Raw genomic sequence first — 18,772 nt, forward strand, 5'->3', positions numbered from 1 at the left:
ATCAGGCGATGGAATCGTCTACCGGCTGGGCTAACTCCGCCATGTAGTTACTGCAAAAACGCAATATATCGGTCACTGTCACAATACCCACCAGTTCTCCCTCGCGCATTACCAATACCGAGCCGATCCCGGTATCGGCCATGGCCAACAGGATTTTATCGAGAGGGTCGTGGATATCGGCGATAAAGGGGCGCCGTGCACAGAGGTCATGCACGTATAGCTGCTGCTCTTCCAGGCGATGGCCGGGTGCATTAGCGCGTTCTATATCTCCCCTGGAGATAACAGTTTCCAGTTCACCCGCTCGAGTAACTGGTAAATGGCGTACCTTGTGCTCCTCCATCACAGCCAAAGCGTCCTCGACAGTGGCATCGATATCAATGTGGTAGGGAAAGGGCGTCATTAATGCCGCAAGTGTGGGCATATGATGGATATTGTGGGGATTGGACATAGCTGACAATAAGTATCCAATAGTTTTTGGCAATGAACTCTATTGCAATGACCAGCATAGTAATTTGCAATTGGCGACTGCAGGTACAATATAGCCAATACAGGAACAGTTGAATATCCCTTCATTGAGGGAGATATCCCCGCCTTTGTTACTTTTTAGTAGCGATACGGGCGAAGATCCATATTATATTCAAATGACAGTGTGTAAACAGTTGATATTTATTGGCGAAAGCTTATTATTCGCGACCTCAGCCGAGAAATATAACCAGCCATTCGGGCATATCACCACTTTTGGCTGAACTCGGTTAGTTTTAAATAATGTATTTGCCGATTATATCTAGCGTTGGAGTCCACCTGCGCAGCGGTATCTACTTTTTTGTTTCGGCCCGTTCGTAATGTGTCGAATATTACAGTTCTTAACCGCACTCAATCGGTTAACGCTGTTGTTTACAAATTTTTATATTTCGAATACCCGGGACTCGACTCTGTGTCGATTGCCGTCACAGGGTTTCCTCTGTATTTTTTAATAACCGTCGTTGAGGTTTATTGAATGTTTCAGGAATACGAACAACTTGAACAACAAATCGCCGAACACCAGGCGAGAATCGAAGAGCTGCAGGAGCAAATGGCCCAGGCAGAACGTAAAAAAGATGGCGTAATCGCTTTCGATAAGGCGCTGGTTAATTTGGCTGCGGAATACCAGATGGAAGAGGAAGAGTTCTTCGTCGCCCGCGGTCAGCAAATTGTTGAATGGCTGGTTGGCCAGCTGGGTGATGAGGATGCTCAGGACTTTGTTCAGACTCTTAAGTCCCGTGTTGCCCGTCACCTGAAGAAAGAGGGAGATTCTCCCCGTCGCGGTCGTCGTGCAGCGCCCGCCAGTAAGTCTGCGGAGCCCAAGCTGGAAACCGGCCACTACCGCAACCCTTATACCGGTGCCACTGTGGAAAAGAAAAAGCGTAATCCGAAGGCTTTAAGCCAGTGGATCGATGAGTATGGATTGGACACTGTAAAAGAGTGGAAGATCTAATCTCTTTTTGATCGCTAGTCCGGTGCCGTTTTATTGGCACCGGATATCCTTCCCTATATATTTACTTTTCTTTACATATTGAGCGCATACTCCTGCGTTTTATCGCATTCCGATTTACTTGCTCTATCATTGCCTGCATAACGTCTTACTGAGTTATTGATAGGGAGTATTAATCCGTGTTGTCCCGTTTAACGGTTCGCTTTACTTGCGCACTCCTGGCCCTGTTTGGAATGGCGGCTTGGGCTGAGAGTGAAACTGCAATTACTGATAGCCAGGTTATCTATTTAGTGCGCCATGCTGAGAAGCAGCGGGGCCTGGAAAGTGGAATAAACCCGCACCTGACAGAAGCTGGGCGGCAGCGCGCCAAGCAGCTGGCACGCGTACTTGGCGAGGTGGGTATTGATGCGGTGTACAGTACTGACTATGTCCGTACCAAAGAGACCGCAGAGCCACTAGCTGCGGAGTTGGGCCTGCCGATTCAGACGTATAATCCCCGTAAACTGAAGGAATTTGCACGGCAATTCGATCAGGCCGGTAAGCGGGTGCTGGTTGTGGGTCACAGTAATACAACTCCAAAGCTGGTGGAGCTTTTGGGCGGTGATAAGGGGCGGCCAATCAGGGAGTTGGATGAGTACGATCGGCTTTATATCGTGATACGCAATCGCGGAGATGTGACAACTTTGTTACAGCGTTATGGTGCCGATAGTAGTGCTAAAGCTGAGCGTAAATCGAAAACTGAAGCAGCTGTGGAAGAACCGTAAGGATTTTAGCCCAATAGATCTCGCACAAAATAATCCACGACCTCAGAGGCGGGCCCATAGCGGTGCTCGGCAAAGGCATCGCCAACACTGCTGCGCTCCAAATTGAGTTCCACGCTGTGGGCACCTGCCTGGTTGGCACATTCCACAAAGCCCGCTGCGGGATAAACGTTGCCAGAGGTACCTATGCTGATAAATAGGTCGCACCGACTCAGGGCATCGTAAATGCTACGCATTTGAAGGGGCATCTCCCCAAACCAGACTACGTGGGGCCGCAAGGTGCCCCTCAGGGCACAACAGTGGCAAAGGTCGCTTGTATCCAGGTCTGAGTCGATAGGAAACAGCTGGCCGCTAGTACTGCAACGCACTTTCAGAAGCTCCCCGTGCATGTGAATCAAATTGCTGCTACCGGCTCTTTCATGTAGATCATCAATATTCTGTGTGACCAGCAGGAACTCTCCGGAAAACTCTTGTTCTAGTCTTGCAAGTGCATGATGGGCGCTATTGGGGTTGATTTCACCCGATAGCAATTGACGGCGCCGCTCATTGTAAAAGCGCTGCACCAAGCGGGGATTACGCGCGAAGGCTTCCGGCGTAGCAACGTCTTCAATACGATGGTTTTCCCACAGGCCATCGGCTCCGCGGAAGGTGCGAATCCCGGATTCCGCTGAAACTCCGGCACCAGTCAGGACCACAATACTTTGATACTGCATATTTATCGGTTTTTTCTTATTCTCAGAATAGGTATGCGGCTGGATACTATGTCGATCGCAAAAAAATTACGCTACCAGCATGGGGGCAAGTGCCTATATTGAATTTCTTAAGGCGCACCCCTGCGCCTTGATAATTTACGAATCCCTGTGGTGAGTCAAATCAGAGTGTTTGATCTAATGCAATTTTAGCCGTGGGCTGACCGCGCGATTGGCCTGGCCGACCAAATAGAGCAGCATGGCCTTTGGCCAGCCGTGAATCGCTGCCAAGTGCATCCGGTAGAGGGAGCGGTAGGCAAAACCGGCAATGCGCCCCTCTACGGTGAGGCTGCCTTTTACCAGGGCGCCCATCAGGTTACCTATTGCAGTGTACTTACTCAGGGAGACCAGTGAGCCGCGATCGCGATAGTAGAAATGTTCCAACGGTTTGTCTTCAATCAGGGCGACCAGATTGTCGGCAGTCAGAGTAGCCATCTGCTGTGCAGCCTGGGCGCGGGGTGGCACTCTTTGTTCATCTCCATCTATACAGCTGGCACAGTCTCCCATGGCGAAAATTTTTGGATCGCTTTGGGTCTGCAGAGTGGTTGTCACTTCAATTTGGTTGAGGCGATTAGTGGCGAGGCCATCCAGGTGGGTGAGAAACCCGGGGGCTTTTACCCCGGCAGCCCAGACGCGGATCGTTGCAGGAATTTTCTCTCCGTCGCGGGTTGTCAGGTCCGTGGCGCTGGCGCTGGCGATATTGCAGCCAGTGAGCACACGCACTCCCATCTTTGCCAATTCCCGTTCGGCGTTATTGCCCAGCCGCGCGGGTAGTGCTGGTAGTAGGTGTGGGCCGGCTTCAATGACCGTTATCTCAATGGCATTGGAGCGAATGCGGCCGTAATTTCCCATTAACTTACTGGCATCTACCAGCTCTGCGGACAGCTCCACGCCGGTAGCACCGCCGCCGACGATAGCAATTTGCAGTTTTTCCTCGACATGGGTTTCCAAGCGCAAAAAATGATTGAGCAACTGTTGGTGGAATTTCTGTGCTTGCTCACTGCTATCAAGGAACACACAGTGTTCGCGGACTCCCGGAGTACTGAAGTCATTACTCTGGCTGCCGATGCACAGCACCAGGTAGTCGTACTCCAGCTCCCGTGACGGCACCAGTTCGTCACCGTCGTCGTCCTTGACAGGGCCAAGTGTCAGCACTTGTCTTTTCCTGTCGAGGGACTCCAGTGCACCAAGTTGGAATTCATAACCGTTAGCGCGGGCATGAACCTGATAATTGAGCGCGTCCATATTGGCGTCAAGTGCGCCGGCAGCGACTTGGTGGAGCAGGGGTTTCCAGATATGGGTACGATTTTTATCGACCAGAGTTACTTGTACGGCGGGAGTTTTACGCCGTCGTGGCAGCCCCCGGGTAAAGTTGAAGTAGTGTCCGAGTCGTGTGGCCAGATGGAGGCCGCTGGCGCCTCCGCCAACAATCACGATTTTCTTCATGGTGATTGGTCTTCCTGTCGATTGCTAAAAAGCCGACTCCCCAATCTGTGAAGACCTATTCGCCGGAATACTTGGTTGCCGGCGCTTGTTCTGGCGCCAGTATCTCTCTCATCGGTATTGGAGGCAACTTAAGCCTGGCTTTGCACCGCCTCATTGTCGCGAGTTATCAGCTGGCGCCAGTTTCCTTCTCGTTGCAGGCGCACACTGGGCTTCACTCCATCAGTGTGGGTGATAACGCCAATGATTGCAGCCTGGCTGCAGCCGCTTTGTAGCAGGTCACGCACACAGGCCTCAGCGTGTTCCTGTGGTAAGGCGGAGAGCAGCCCACCACTGGTCTGTGGATCTGCGAGTAGTGCCCAGTGTGGAAGGGATTGCCACTCCTGAGGGTTTTCCACAGAAAGGTAGGCGCGTGCGTTCTGCGGTTGCAGGCTGGAGAGCCAACCGCGCTCGATACACTTAGAGGCACCCGGAATCAGCGGAAGTTGTTCGGCGATTAGTGTGGCGCCAAGCTTATCGGCGTCGAGCATTTCCAGCAGATGGCCGAGCAGGCCGAATCCTGTAACATCTGTTAAGGCGCGTGCGCTGTGCTGGGCAAGTACTTCGGCTGCGTTCGCATTGCTGAGCAGCATGCACTCCAGGGCCTTCTGCACCCAGCGCCCCTCAGCTTCACCCATACCCTCCGCTGCGAGAATTGTGCCTATGCCGAGGGGTTTGCTCAGCACCAGGCAATCTCCCTCGCGAGCTCCGCTTTTTTCCAGTAACTGCTCACGTTCCGCCAAGCCATTCACCGTGAGCCCTAACTGCATCTCCGCGCCTTCGGCAGTATGACCACCGGATAGGGTGCAATTGTGGCGGTTGAGTTCGTAAATGGCCCCGGCCAATAGTTGTTGTAAATCTCGTTGGGTAATTTCTGCTGCGGCGGTAGGCAGGGTTGCCAGCACTTGTGCACTGACGGGGCGCGCATGCATGGCGAACAAGTCTGAGAGTGCATGCAGTGTGGCAATTCGTCCAAACAACCAGGGGTCCGCCACCATAGACCTCAACTGGTCTGAGCTTTGGACCAGCAACTGGCCTGGGGGCAGGTCCATCACTGCGGCATCATCGCCCACGCCACGTAAAAGATGTTCTGACTGCTGGGGGGGCAATTTCTGTAAGGCGCGGCGTAAAACTTCCGCGCCGACTTTGGCACCACAGCCGTTGCAGCGCATACCCGACAATGAGATGCCGTTGCGTTGGGTTATTACTTGACGGGGTTGGGCCTCAGGCATTTCCTCCATAGCAACGGGCAGGTCGCTAAAGCGCTGCATAAAAGTGCGATCAATATGGTCTTTCCAGCGCCATAGCAGGTCACCTGAGACGGCAATCCCATTGCGTACAGCGATGGCGCGTTTGCCGCCACAGGATAGCAAGCTCAGGAAGCTCTTTTGCGGGCGATAGCTCTTTAGCGGGTGACCAGTGAGAGTGGCGCGCAGGTTATGGAATAGAATTGGTCCCTGGCGAACGGCGTAGACGCCGGCTTTGGGCAGTGGCTCTGCTGAAAAGCTGGCCACATCACCACAAGCGAAAATTTCCTGTCGGCCCTGGGCACGCAGCCTGCGATCCACCAGCACAAAGCCCTTTTCATCCAGGGCAAGCTGTGAATCAGCCAGCCATGGCGGTGCACAAGCATTAGTGGAGAGGAGTACCTGGTCGAGTTCCAGCAGGTCGCCGCATTTATTGCGTACGCCTTGTTCTGTAATCTCCTGAACAGGCCAGTTGTGATGCAGCTGTACTCCGAGACGGTCGAGTTCGCGCTCTGCAAGCTTGCGTGCAAGCAGTGGATAGCCTTGGGGGATTCTTTCCGTGGCGTGAATCAAGTGTACCTGCACACGCCCGGAATAAATTTGCTCCTCCAGTGCGTGGGCCATTGCCATGGCCAGTTCACAGCCACCAGCACCACCGCCGACAATGCCGAGTTTTAGCGGTGCCCGGGTCTTATGCACATGTTGTAAAAGTTTCTGCCAAAAAGGATAGAAGTGCCCAATGGGCTTGATTGGGATTGCTAACTCCGAACCCGGCAGCTCCCGTGCGGGAGTCGCGCCCACATCCAGTGACAGTAGGTCATACTCCAGTGGCGGGCGCCCCAACAAGGAAATTTTACGTTCTTCGGGATCAATATGGTGTGCACAGGCCTGCACAAAGCGAGCCCCAGCCGCACGGCATAGCCGGATCAAATCTATATGGGTGTCATCCAATGAATAGTGGCCCGCTACCATACCAGGTAGCATGCCTGAATAGGCGGTTTGTACTTGTGGGGAAACCAGTGTTAGACGCGCGCCTGGTAGTGGGTTCATAGCCCACATTTGCAGCACTATGGCATGGGCGTGGCCACCGCCGACCAGAACGATATCCTGGTAATTTGGGTGCTCCTGCATTTCACTCATTGCTCACTTAATGGAATGGTCGCAGCGATATATAACCTGATCGCCTGCCAAATTCTTCCGCCGTGCAAATTCACTTCTGGATAAATAGTAGACAGCATGAGTTGAAGTGAGACCTATAGCACGACACCGGCTCCTATTATCGCGAATCGAAGCGCCAGGGTAAAAAAATACACAGGTGCTGGTCTTTACTTTATTGGCTTGGCTGTCGTTGCAGCTTGCGCTTAATTTATTTTTTGCGGCGCTATTTTCCCAATGCCACCAGAGCCCGTCCATCAATACACTAATTTTCGCCATCTGCTTTGGTGGTTGGTTGGTGGCTTATTGCTACTGGAAGGCTTTTCTATCTTCGCCTCGGACTTCGTGCGAGATAAAACAGATGCCTGGCTGGCTGAGCGGGGCCTGGATTTTCATGCCGACTATTTCCGGGTGTCCCTACTAGATCTGTCTGTGCTGGCTGTAGGGGTGCATGCTTCCAATCGTGAAGGAAGGGGGTTTGCCGCACGTGAAGTAACACTGGATTACAGCTGGTGGCAGTTGCTGCGCGGGCGAGCCCACTTACCACGCGCCTCGGTAAGTGGCGCCTACATGGATTTGCAATCCGTTCCCGGAGAAAAATACCGGGAATGGGAAGTGGGCGGCTGGGACTTGGGAGAGGTGAAGCGCAGGGATCGTGATTTTAAAATGGGTATCGGCTGGGCCAGGATACGCGATAGTGAACTCTGTTATCGCCACCGGCCTGTCTGGCCAACTGCGACCTGTGCCTATGTTGGCGATGCAAAAATAGAGGATTTTTTGCTGGGGCTGTGGCGCAAGGGAGATGTGCCCCTCAAGGTCAATATCGCAGCTGCAGATATCCAATTAGAGGAATTGTTGGCCAGGGAAAAAAATTCGACACATTACAATACTACTTTGGCGCATCTGCACTTGAAGCAAGGAGATTTCCGTTGGCCAAGTTTGCGTACCGGAGCGGAATCCTTTCAAGCAGAGCTTTTTTCTGGCTGTCCGCCTCAGAAGTGGGCTGATGCAATTCGCGGCTTACAGCGCCTGGTTGGCCACTGCGCTGCTGCGCGTCGCCTCAATGTTGAAGGTGATCTTAGATTTGGGTTTGGCCGTGAAGGATTGGCACATTGGCGTTATGCGAGTGGGGAGGGCGTCTTACTCCGGCAGAGTAATCAGCGTTGGCAGGATTGGCGCGCTGGAACCATCACTATTCGTGACTTCGATTTTGTCCGCTCAATAAAGCGGATACATTGGCGCAGGGGCCGGGCTACTGCATTTGATTGGTGCCCTAAGCACCTGCGTGATAACAATCATCATTTTTGTATCCGCGCAACCACTTTGCAGGTGCCTGAACCAACCACTTTTGACTGGAGCCATCGACTTAAAATTACAACCGGAACCAGTGCTGCGCAGCAGTTGCGCTATCTCGATGTTGCTCAACCCCATCGACAGCCTTTAACCGCTCAGCAAGCAGCATTGGGTTCATTGGAATTTGATGTCACCAGTCGCATCCTAGCTGTGGACAGCTTGGCGGTGGGAACTGCCAATGGTTGTGTCCCCGGCGATATGTGGAAAAAACCGGATCACTGCGTACGTTTGGTCGGTTTGCGGGCTAAGGAAAAAGCTGCCTTACGCTTCGGCTCTTCCCCACTAAAAATTCCCTGGGGCTTTGCCAGTGGACCATTATCTCTTGCTCAGCTCAAGCTGTCTGGACTCGGTGAAGAACAGCTGCAATTGCAAAAATTAAAGTGGCGTGGAATTGATACCTTGGGTGTCGACACACCTTATTCGATTCAGAATTTTTCCCTCGAGTCCCTTTCCGGTTGCATGTCGCGAGGATTGTTGCCTACGGGCTGGGAACCACTTTGTGCGCAACTGAATAGCCTGGATGGACGTGGGAATTTTGCCTGGCAAGGTGGTGAGGATGGTTATGCCATCTTTGGTAAGCTGGGAGTGCAACGGCTGTTATTGGGAGAATCTAGAGGAGGTAATAAGGGGCTTCTGCTGCAAAAATTCAGCACCGGTGAAGGGTATTTTCGCCGTGAACCTGTTGAGGACCCATGGGCCAATGCCTTTTCAGCTACGGAAGGCGCTGTGGGGCAAGAGGATTACGGTAAGGAAAAGGGGCGCCTTAGGGAATCGAAAACAGGGAGAGAGGCTCTGAGTATGGCATTGGCCAGTATTCGTGCCCCTAATTTCAAGCTACAGAGCAGCTCCCTCCTTCGATTGGATGGGTGTTTGCCCCCTGAATGGGCAAAATTGATTTACCGTTCGTCAGCAGCAGCGCAGGAAATGCCAGCCTGCTTTGATGTGCGCGACCTGCAACAAGAGCGCCCCCTTGTGCTGGCCTGGCTGGGGGGGGTGGATTTTGCCACTGCGGAGCTTTCTATTGGCCGCGCCACTGCAGCTACTGTACAGAACAGACCCCTGCTTAACCTGGCCGACCTTAACTTGCCATTGGCCAGGATTCGTATTGTTCCTGCTGATACGTTTAGCACTTATATTGCCTTACCCGAAAGCTCAGTCGGCCAGTTGCATGCCTGCCTGCCAGATTTAGAGAGTACTTTGACCCAAAAGCTGCGATGTGTGGAATTGCAAACAGTGCAACTCGGAGGGCACTTTAAACTGGAGGCTGGGCATGATCGGGTATCGGGTAATCTGGATGACAGCGATATTGAGCAACTGCAGCTTTTGGGAAGTGGCAATATTCCATTACTGGAAATCCAGAAACTATCCATACCTGAGCTGGAGTTTCTATGGTCTGGCAATAACACACAAGACTCTATGGTAGAAATGCAGGACTTATCCATAGAGTCGCTATTTGCCTGCTTGCCTAGCCATTTAAATTCCGCAGAACGATTGCCACATTGTGTGTTCAGTAAAGAAATATACTCAGTTGGTAGTAGCGGCTTATCTATTGGAGAGACAGAATTTACTTCTATAGGAACAGGAGAACCACTTTGGCAGCTCTCAAAGCTGTCCGTCGATAAAATCGCCTTCTCGCACAATACACTCGATCTGTACCATCTGGAAATTGATAACATTCTTATCTGTGGTTTGCACAGGCTATTACCTAGTGAGGCAAATAGGTTTCAGCTGGCTGATTGCATTGAAACTCCTCGATTGCGCTTCAATAGAGGACCGGTTCGTATTGGATTAAATGAAAATACAGCTCTTTTGGATTTTGGACCTATGCAAACTGCACCAGTTGCTTTTTGGCAAAAAGGGAATAATTACTTGCAGGCTGGCTTGCAACAGATGAGCTGGCAGCGCATGACCTGGGATGGTGATGGAGATTTTTCCGTTACGAATTTTCGCCTGGAAAATATCAGGGTCTGTTTACCTGACTCCGACAGGAAGGTAAATATTCATCTATTGAAACAGGCTAGCCCAGGGGATACGCGACGTTGCTATGGGCTCGACCAGCTCCTGATGCCTGGTGTGCAAAAAATATCACTCAGTAGACCATTTTCTCTAAAGGGTTCAATGGAGCTAAGTGGATTGTCTTTAGTGCGTAGAAATACTAAACCGATTAGGGTACCTAACTTGCAATTGGATAATATTTCCTTCGAGGGGAAATCACTGATACAAGTTGGCAACATAAGTGGTTGTCTTCCGGCAGGATTACTTAAAGACCGAAAGATAGCGCCTTGTTATCAGTTAGAACGGCTGAAACTTGGCAAAGTAGTAAGTAAAAATACGCTTTCCGGAAGAATATTTAAAGTCTTCGATATTAGTTCGGCAAATATACAGATGCATGCAGCAGGATTTTCGCAGGCACTACCGGAACAGCTGTTAAAAACAGAAAGTCTACGGGTGAGACAACTACGCTTCAGCCCTGGATCAGTACATGTACAGCAGTTGCAATTGAATAATATTGCCAGTTGTATACCCAACGGCTATTTCGATAAGGGAGATCATTGTTTCAGGCTGGGGGATTTGGAGCTGGATGGAGGTTTTACAGCTGGACAGGGCCTGGAGTTCAATTTACTAAAGGCTAAAAAAATTGATCTTTTTTCTCCCCAAGGTGAACTGCTAGTGGAGGGGGAGAGTATAACGCTTTCACAATTTGCGATCAGTGCTCAGGAGTGGCGATTTTCCTGGGGGGAAGCGGTTCATTTTCACTTTTTTAACAGGAATCCAGTTGAGCCAGAGTATCATCGACATAGCACAGTGGGGGACTTTAGATTACTGCATATTGAAGGATTTAGTTTCGATAGGCGTTATAAATTACTAAATGTAGAATTTATTGATTTTCTACAGCCGCGGTTTATTTTAGTGCGGGATGAGCGGGGTAGATTCCCAATAAAGCAAGAAATAGCTGAGCTAAGAGGGTTTAAAGGGGTAAACAGACTTTCTGTTGAGAGAGAAAAAAATGACCCCCTTTCCTACCATATAAGGGATGTTCATCTTCGACATGGCACTTTCACCTGGGTTGATCGGCAGGACGAGTTTCGAGCTCGGCTGCCCGTACGTGATATCAATCTAAATTTGAGCCATTTTAGTAATCTCGGCGAACACCCACCGGCAGTGTTGGTAGCGAATGGCAGGCCTGGTGGTTTTGGTGACATTCAACTGGGGGGAACTATCGATTACTTAGGGGAGAACATATGGGATGCTGATTTAACGGGGTATATGGAGAATGTAAATCTTATTCCGGCCACTCCCTATATGGCTAAGTTACTTGGTTATAAGATATTACAAGGACAAATGGACGCGGTGGTTAGCATTCATGTGCGGGAAAATCAATTGAATGCTTTTGCTGATGTTGAGCTAGAAAAAATCAAAGTGCGTCGTGTTCGTAAGGATGACCAGCTGCCCGTTAAATCAAAAATTATCCCATTAAATGTGGCTTTATGGTTGCTGAAAGATGGCCAGGGAAATGTGAAATTTGGAATGCCTGTAACCGGTAATATTCGAGATCCTAAGTTTTCTCTATCCTTTGTCTTCAGTGAATTACTGCAAAAAGCCATCTTCGATGCTTTGTTAAGCTACCTAACTCCCTATGGAATTTACCTGCTGGTTAAGTTGGCGTGGGGACGATTTATGGCAAAAGACTTTGATTCAATTGAGTTTGCTCCTGGCAGCTCAGAATTAAGTAGTTTGGCTATGGGGCAATTACAGCAAATGGTAACTGTACTGCATAAACATCCGAAGGCCCGCCCCGGAGTGTGCGGTATAGCTAATGCCAGAGACTGGAGCGCAATGTATCCTGAGTCTACCGTAGGCCTAAGAGGTAGCCGCCGTCTCCTTGCTGATTTTTACCATAACCCCCCTATTTTCTTGCGTGAAGAGTTTGAGAAGCTGGCACAAGAGCGTAGTCGAAAAGTTGAGCGATATCTTATTGATGCAGGCATTCCAGCGGCGGAATTGATCCCCTGCGCACCAGATTACAATGGAAGAGATTTTGGCCAGCCCAGAGTCGAGTTTTCAAATTAATCAAGATTTGTAAAATTACTTTGACTTGTTATCTTGATAGTAGCCTTGTTGCGCAATAAATTTACCTGCCTCTATATTACCTTGCTGTGATAAGGGTTCTATACCTGCGGCGGATACTAAGCGATTAACTAGAGAAAAGCAGGATACGACGAAGACAACATCTAATATTGTTTGCTCCTTCCATCCAGCACTAATAGCATCTGCAATATCTTCTTTCGAAATCGAATGAGCATTTTCAGCCACTTTCGCAGCGAAACTAAAAATTATTTGCAGCTTTTGGGGAAACTGAGTGATAACACCTGAAAGCGCAGCTTCTATAAGTTCATCTGCCTCTCCATATTCGCGTGCGACTTCTGCATGGGATAGATAGCAGTATCGACATCCATTCAAGGAGGAAATAAATACTGCTATTAATTCACGTTCTCCACGAGATAGTTCTGAGGGGCTTCTCATTGCTGCTTCAAATGTTTTTAATATTGATGGTCCTGCACCATGTAAGTGACTGAATATTTCCTGGGGGGAGGCTTCAGGTCTAAGATAGGAAAAGTGACTCATAATTTATGAAGCTCGCTGGAAGATATAACTAACTTTGGTTAGAACCAAGTCTCATAAATGAGAACTTATAGAGATCTTAGTGTGATCTTTAGTCCAGAAGTATTCATCGGAACCCTTGTGTGATTCCCTCCAAGCGTGTAGTTTTCTTTTGATGACAGTGTTTGCTGGCAAATACTGACACTGATAATAAAGTTGTTCATTACAGAGGGGATGTAATATGAGCGGTACTAATCAAGTACAAGGAAGTTGTCTGTGTGGTTCTGTTACCCTTAAGGCCTCGTTACCATCATCAAATTTGGGTGTCTGCCACTGCGGAATGTGTAAAAAGTGGGGTGGTGGTCCTTTGTTGGCGGTGGACTGCCAAACCAATGTTGAGATCTCTGGAGAGGAGCATATTTCCGTATTTGACTCCTCAGACTGGGCAGAGCGTGGCTTTTGCTCCAAATGTGGATCTCATCTTTTTTACCGTTTAAAAGAAACCCAGCAGTATTCAATACCAGCGGGAATTTTAAATCTACCTAAAGAAGTAAAAATGACTCATCAGATCTTTATCGATGAAAAGCCGGAATATTATGCTTTTGCCAATGAGACCAGGAATATCACGGGACTAGAGCTTGTGACTGAGTTTTCAGGAGAGTAAGTGCTTGCCAACTTTCTTGTTTTTATTTAAGGAGACTATTTGCTCCGCTTAAAGGTTATTATATGCCATTCATAGGTGCCGCCTTACTGGGGGTATCTTTCCCTGGCTTGGATGGATAATCAGAGAGTTGTCAACCGGGGAGCAGGTATTCTAATGACCGAGTAGTAATAGGGAGTAATAGGTCACCATGACAGAAACTCAAATTGTAGAAATTTTCCTGGCCAACCAGTGGTGGTCAATCATTGCACTTGTGGTGTGTGTGATCGGTGTTACCTTATGCTGGTTTGGGGGACTAATGGCAGCGCTTACAGCATTGGGTAACAAGCATTGGGTTTGGGGTATCATTACCATTTTCTTGGGTCCAATCACTGGTATTCCCTATGCGCTGCGCTATAAAGAGGCAGAATATGCACGCTCCTTGATGTTGAGAGGGGTTTGGATTTTGTTAGTTGGTTTGATTATAGCCGCTCTAGTTTTATTTTTAGGTCGGACATAAAAAGCTACGTGATTAATTTGAAAACGCTGGCTGTTTGCCAGCGTTAACGCCTTTTCCAGTCTTTTTTCATTTGTGTACTCCCGATGGGTTGCTGGAATTCCATGGGAAACTACAGCTAGTTGACTCAGGTACTAATTTTTCAGACAAGTATACCGATACCTTTCCTATTAAGACGGATGTTTTTGGTTACCTCGATCGAGTTAATGGCATCGAGTAGACTTATTTACATCCTGACCTTGAGAAACGGATTGGTCTTCGCATAAGCGCATTAGAGGCATTTCAAGAGAAACTGCTTCTTTCTATCACGCATATTTGGGCCCGAAACCTATATGGCTATTGAATTTAGCACTGTCAAGGAACCAGCCGCAGGTAATCTATTCAATGCTCCAGTTTTTTGGGGTTGGGGTACTGACTCTGCTTGTATTACAGCTGGGGGAGCCTATTGGGATAAAATTGAAAGTGTCGAATTTGGTTTTCCTATTTCTTACAATATTAGTGGTGAGTCTGAGCCCCTTGCTGAATTGACCTATGGTGGTGCCACTGTATTTCGGGAAGCAACTCCTGGCTTTGATATTATGAATAAAGATGGAAATATCGGAGTCGTGGGCGAATTTAATTCTTGGAATGTATGTCTTGGGATATTGTCGGGGATTCTCAGCTCACAGCAATCAGTAATACCCAGAAGGTTACCTTTCCAGAAAATTACCTTTCCAGAAGGTTACCTTTAAAGGGGCTTTAATATTTTGATAATAATTCAGACTCAATTAATACTCTAAATAAAGGTATTTTAATTTGTCTTGTAACACTTGCGCTGCTATTGAGTAACTTAGATTAAATCAAGGTGATTTTAACTCCTTTAATCTATCTATACATAACCTCTCTCTCTGATCAAAGAGATGTTTCGCACACATACCAACAGAGACAAAAGTACCAAACCCTGTACCAGCAGCAATAGTAAACATAATCAAAATTTGATATTTCACTGCGACTGTGGGGGATGTACCAGCTAGTATCTGCCCAGTCATCATACCTGGCAGAAATACAATGCCGGCTGCAGCCATCGAATTGATTGTTGGCATTAATCCCGCGCGCATTGCGTCTCTGCGAAATTCAATACTGGCTTGCCGCCAGGTTTCTCCCAGCATTAGGCGATTTTCAATAATATCGCTTGAGCGCCGCATACTTTCTGTTAGTCGATCCAGGCCCAGGGCAACGCCGGTCATGGTATTCCCAAGAAGCATTCCCAGGAGGGGAATAGAGTATTGAGGTTGGTACCAGGGCTGAGGACCGATTAGCACCACTAGACTCAGTATTGTGACGCTAAATGCGGAAACCAGCATGGATAAAGTGCCAATGGCAAAACTCCAGCCTCCACGCAGGCGATATTTTTGCCGTGAGACGACTTGTTGCCCGGCAAACAATAACATTGCCAATCCCAGCAGGCTGACCCATAACAGGGTGCCAACAGCGAACAGGGCTTCCAGTATGACTCCGACAAGCGCCAATTGAACCGCAGTGCGTACTGCCGCGACAATCAGTGGCTTGCCGAGCTGTAATCGTGCGATATGGGTGCAAATTGCCAGGGCAACCACCAGCGCCGCAGCCAGCGATAACTGCCACCAGGTCAGGTCGATCACACTCATTGTGATATCTCCCGCTCCACAAGATGGCTTCCCTGAATCTCAAAATGCCTGCTGCCCACTCGCTGTATCTGTTCTTTACTGTGGGCCACCCAGATTACCGGGTATTGATGTTTTTGAATCTTAGCAAGCAGCCACTTTTCTACTTTATTCGTGGTTTCTGCATCCAGATTGGCAGTGGGCTCATCCAGTAAAAGCGCACTTGGTTCATAGGAGAGAGCGCGAATAAGCGCCAAGCGCTGCTTTTCTCCCGAAGAGAGCCGGCTCACCTGCCACCCTGTGGCCTCTGCGGGAAACCCGAATACCTTTAAGGCTTCGTCCATCGGTTTATTAAAGTGTTCACCGACAGTCTCATACCACCAGGCACTCTGTGCCGGTACCAGCATGACTTGGCGACGCCACTGGTGGCCAGGTATTTTATTCTGTTCTTTGTCATCAAGAGATATCTTGCCATTATGGGGCTCTATATCAGCCACAGCTCTGAGTAGGCGGCTTTTACCGGAGCCGGAGGAGCCGGATAGGCAGATGACTTCTCCCGGCGGTACATCCAGCGCTATTTTTTCAAGTGAGCCGATACTCAGTGTCTCTAATTTTAGTTGAGGCATATCAGGGGTTACTTGCTAACTACTTTGTAGTTAGTGGTTTTAGTTTCCTGTCAGTATTCTAAAATGCTTATACACCTGTCGTGTGAATTTGACTCAGTGGTTTGTACTGCTTTGCTAGGTTAGCTGAGAAGTGGAAGCTAGTTCCTACTCCTACTCCTACTCCAGTTCCGCGATATATCTTTTTCACACTCATTGCTTCCCTTTGAACCTCCCGCCCCAGTCCGCCATAATCCGCTCCTTCCGAATCGAATAACGAGTGCTGTATGACCGACACCTCTGTCTATGAGGCCACAGAGCGCCTGCCGTTAAAGGAGTACACCGAGAAGGCGTATCTGGATTACTCCATGTATGTGATCCTGGATCGCGCCCTTCCGAATATCGGAGACGGCCTAAAGCCGGTGCAGCGGCGTATCGTCTATGCCATGAGCGAGCTGGGCCTGAAGAATACCGCCAAGTATAAGAAGTCCGCGCGTACGGTCGGCGATGTGATCGGTAAGTACCATCCCCACGGTGATAGTGCCGTGTATGAGGCAATGGTGTTAATGGCACAGCCGTTCAGTTACCGCTATCCATTGATCGACGGTCAGGGCAACTGGGGCTCGCCGGATGATCCCAAGTCCTTTGCCGCCATGCGTTACACCGAGTCGCGCATGGGTAAATATTCGGAAGTACTGTTGTCGGAATTGGGGCAGGGCACTGTCGATTGGCAGCCGAACTTTGACGGCACCATGGATGAACCCTGTGTTCTTCCGGCACGGGTGCCCAATATTCTATTGAACGGCACCACCGGTATTGCCGTGGGTATGGCTACAGATATTCCGCCGCACAACTTGCGCGAAGTGGTCAACGCGACTGTGGCGCTGCTGGAAAACCCCAAGTCCACAGTAGAAGAGCTGTGTGAGCATATTCTCGGCCCGGATATGCCCACTGAAGCAGAGATAATTACCCCGCGCGATGATATTCGTAAGATTTACACTTCCGGTCGCGGCTCTATCAAGATGCGCGCCCTATGGAGCAAGGAAGACGGCGATATCGTGATTACCGCGCTGCCCCACCAGGTGAGTGGTGCCAAGGTGCTGGAGCAGATTGCCCAGCAGATGCAGGCGAAGAAGCTGCCTATGGTGAATGACCTTCGCGATGAGTCGGATCACGAAAATCCCACGCGCCTGATAATTGTGCCGAAATCCAACCGGGTGGATATGGAATCGGTGATGAACCACCTGTTCGCCACCACCGATCTTGAGCGCAACTACCGCGTCAATATGAATATGATCGGTATCGATGGCCGCCCCCAGGTGAAGTCCCTCGATAAGATCCTGCGAGAGTGGTTGACTTTCCGGGCAACTACCACCCGCCGCCGCCTACAGTTCCGCCTGGACAAAGTTGAGAAACGCCTGCACCTGCTTGCCGGGCAGTTGATCGCCTTCCTCAATCTCGATGAGGTGATCGAAATTATCCGCACCAGCGATGAACCCAAACAGGAGTTGATGGAGAGTTTCGAGCTCACGGATATCCAGGCAGACTACATTCTCGACACCAAGCTGCGCCAGTTGGCGCGTCTGGAAGAGATGAAAATTCGTGGTGAGCAGGCTGAGCTGGAGAAAGAGCGTGATACTCTAACTAAAACTCTGGATAGCGAACGTCGCCTGAAGACGCTGATCAAGAAAGAGCTATTGGCGGCGGCCAAAGAATTTGGTGATGAGCGTCGTTCCCCCATCGTTGCCCGTGAAGAGTCCAAAGCGTTTAGCGAAGCGGAGTTACTGTCTTCCGATCCCATCACTGTTGTGGTTTCCGAAAAGGGTTGGATTCGCGCGGCCAAGGGCCATGAAATTGATGCGGCGGCATTGAGTTACAAGGCTGGGGATAGTCTCGGCTTCGCCGCACGAGGCAAGAGCAACCAGCCGGCGCTGTTACTTGATAGCACGGGGCGCAGCTATTCCATTGCCTCCCATACTCTACCGTCGGCGCGAGGGCAGGGCGAGCCGCTGAGCGGGCGAATCAATCCACCTTCCGGTGCCACCTTTGAGGGGCTGCTCATGGGGCCGGACGAACAACGGGTTTTACTGGCCTCCGATGCCGGCTATGGCTTTATTGCCAAGCTCTCGGATCTGCAGTCGCGCAATAAGGCAGGCAAGGCCATGCTGACCCTGCCCAAGGGCGCGCAGGTGCTGCCACCTCATTTACTGGAAAATCCACAGGAGGCCCTGCTGGCGGCAGTAACCTCGGAAGGACGTATGCTGGTATTCCCTGTCACTGAATTGCCTGAGTTGGCGAAGGGCAAGGGTAATAAGATTATCAATATCACCTCGGCCCGCGCAGCGAGCCGTGAGGAAGTTGTGGTGGGTGTTGCCGTGCTGGAGGGTAAGAGCCAGCTGGTTGTCCACGCTGGAAAGCGTCATACCAAGATTAAGATCGCAGAGATGGATCATTACCGCGGCGAGCGCGGTCGCCGTGGTAATAAGCTGCCGCGGGGATTCCAGAAGGTCGATCGGATTGAGGTATTGGAAAAGTAAGCTGAAGTCCACCTGTGCTGGCAAAGGCGGTCAT

14 protein-coding genes are annotated in these 18,772 nt (G+C 49.9%); 7 read left to right on the forward strand and 7 right to left on the reverse strand.

Annotated elements, in window-relative coordinates; translation table 11 throughout:
- Nucleotide 1: 1 nt before the first annotated feature.
- Entirely contained in the window at nt 2-448 is a 447-nt protein-coding gene (locus ABWV76_RS06925; protein WP_245556713.1) for a CBS domain-containing protein, read from the reverse strand.
- 549 nt (nt 449-997) lie between these two features.
- Between ABWV76_RS06925 and ABWV76_RS06930 the strand changes: the two genes are divergently transcribed.
- Both ABWV76_RS06930 and ABWV76_RS06935 read left to right on the forward strand, forming a co-directional pair.
- Nucleotides 998-1,474: a DNA binding protein gene (locus ABWV76_RS06930; protein ID WP_020414422.1), complete on the forward strand. Its 477-nt coding sequence runs from the start codon at nt 998-1,000 to the stop codon at nt 1,472-1,474.
- A gap of 176 nt (nt 1,475-1,650) precedes the next feature.
- A complete protein-coding gene (locus tag ABWV76_RS06935) occupies nt 1,651-2,235 on the forward strand; it encodes a SixA phosphatase family protein (RefSeq protein ID WP_020414423.1) in 585 nt (194 codons plus the stop codon).
- A gap of 5 nt (nt 2,236-2,240) precedes the next feature.
- Here ABWV76_RS06935 and cobB read toward each other — a convergent pair whose 3' ends face one another.
- The 3 genes from cobB to selD all read right to left on the reverse strand — a co-directional run bounded on the left by cobB (nt 2,241) and on the right by selD (nt 6,850).
- On the reverse strand, nt 2,241-2,990 hold the full coding sequence (gene cobB / locus ABWV76_RS06940; protein WP_281165758.1) for a Sir2 family NAD+-dependent deacetylase: 750 nt from the start codon (nt 2,988-2,990) through the stop codon (nt 2,241-2,243).
- 129 nt (nt 2,991-3,119) lie between these two features.
- Nucleotides 3,120-4,427, reverse strand: coding sequence for an NAD(P)/FAD-dependent oxidoreductase (locus ABWV76_RS06945; RefSeq protein WP_353375603.1), 1,308 nt, complete (start codon nt 4,425-4,427; stop codon nt 3,120-3,122).
- A gap of 128 nt (nt 4,428-4,555) precedes the next feature.
- A complete protein-coding gene (gene selD, locus ABWV76_RS06950; protein WP_353375604.1) occupies nt 4,556-6,850 on the reverse strand; it encodes a selenide, water dikinase SelD in 2,295 nt (764 codons plus the stop codon).
- 252 nt (nt 6,851-7,102) lie between these two features.
- On the opposite strand from selD, the gene ABWV76_RS06955 reads away from it, so the two are divergent.
- Complete coding sequence (locus tag ABWV76_RS06955) at nt 7,103-12,289, forward strand: DUF748 domain-containing protein (protein ID WP_353375605.1); 5,187 nt, start codon at nt 7,103-7,105, stop codon at nt 12,287-12,289.
- Nucleotides 12,290-12,304: 15 nt separating this feature from the next.
- On the opposite strand, the gene ABWV76_RS06960 is transcribed toward ABWV76_RS06955, so the two are convergent.
- Nucleotides 12,305-12,844, reverse strand: coding sequence for a carboxymuconolactone decarboxylase family protein (locus ABWV76_RS06960; protein ID WP_353375607.1), 540 nt, complete (start codon nt 12,842-12,844; stop codon nt 12,305-12,307).
- Nucleotides 12,845-13,061: 217 nt separating this feature from the next.
- Between ABWV76_RS06960 and ABWV76_RS06965 the strand changes: the two genes are divergently transcribed.
- The 3 genes from ABWV76_RS06965 to ABWV76_RS06975 all read left to right on the forward strand — a co-directional run bounded on the left by ABWV76_RS06965 (nt 13,062) and on the right by ABWV76_RS06975 (nt 14,708).
- Nucleotides 13,062-13,484 (forward strand): GFA family protein, encoded by a 423-nt coding sequence (locus ABWV76_RS06965; protein ID WP_282952364.1) that lies wholly within the window; start codon nt 13,062-13,064, stop codon nt 13,482-13,484.
- A gap of 187 nt (nt 13,485-13,671) precedes the next feature.
- Nucleotides 13,672-13,980, forward strand: a complete 309-nt coding sequence (locus ABWV76_RS06970; protein ID WP_020414430.1) for a hypothetical protein — start codon at nt 13,672-13,674, stop codon at nt 13,978-13,980.
- A 329-nt stretch (nt 13,981-14,309) separates the two neighbouring features.
- Nucleotides 14,310-14,708, forward strand: a complete 399-nt coding sequence (locus ABWV76_RS06975) for a hypothetical protein (RefSeq protein ID WP_353375608.1) — start codon at nt 14,310-14,312, stop codon at nt 14,706-14,708.
- 108 nt (nt 14,709-14,816) lie between these two features.
- On the opposite strand, the gene ABWV76_RS06980 is transcribed toward ABWV76_RS06975, so the two are convergent.
- Both ABWV76_RS06980 and ABWV76_RS06985 read right to left on the reverse strand, forming a co-directional pair.
- A complete protein-coding gene (locus ABWV76_RS06980) occupies nt 14,817-15,623 on the reverse strand; it encodes an ABC transporter permease (RefSeq protein ID WP_020414433.1) in 807 nt (268 codons plus the stop codon).
- Nucleotides 15,620-16,225 carry an ABC transporter ATP-binding protein gene (locus tag ABWV76_RS06985; RefSeq protein ID WP_353375610.1) on the reverse strand — a complete coding sequence of 202 codons (606 nt, stop codon included), beginning with the start codon at nt 16,223-16,225 and terminating at the stop codon, nt 15,620-15,622. Before ABWV76_RS06985 ends, ABWV76_RS06980 begins: the two co-directional genes overlap by 4 nt.
- Nucleotides 16,226-16,488: 263 nt before the next feature.
- Between ABWV76_RS06985 and parC the strand changes: the two genes are divergently transcribed.
- Entirely contained in the window at nt 16,489-18,738 is a 2,250-nt protein-coding gene (gene parC / locus ABWV76_RS06990) for a DNA topoisomerase IV subunit A (RefSeq protein WP_020414435.1), read from the forward strand.
- Nucleotides 18,739-18,772: the final 34 nt, after the last annotated feature.

It is taken from the genome of Microbulbifer sp. NBRC 101763, assembly GCF_040371615.1.
In the GTDB taxonomy this organism is placed as follows: domain Bacteria; phylum Pseudomonadota; class Gammaproteobacteria; order Pseudomonadales; family Cellvibrionaceae; genus Microbulbifer; species Microbulbifer variabilis.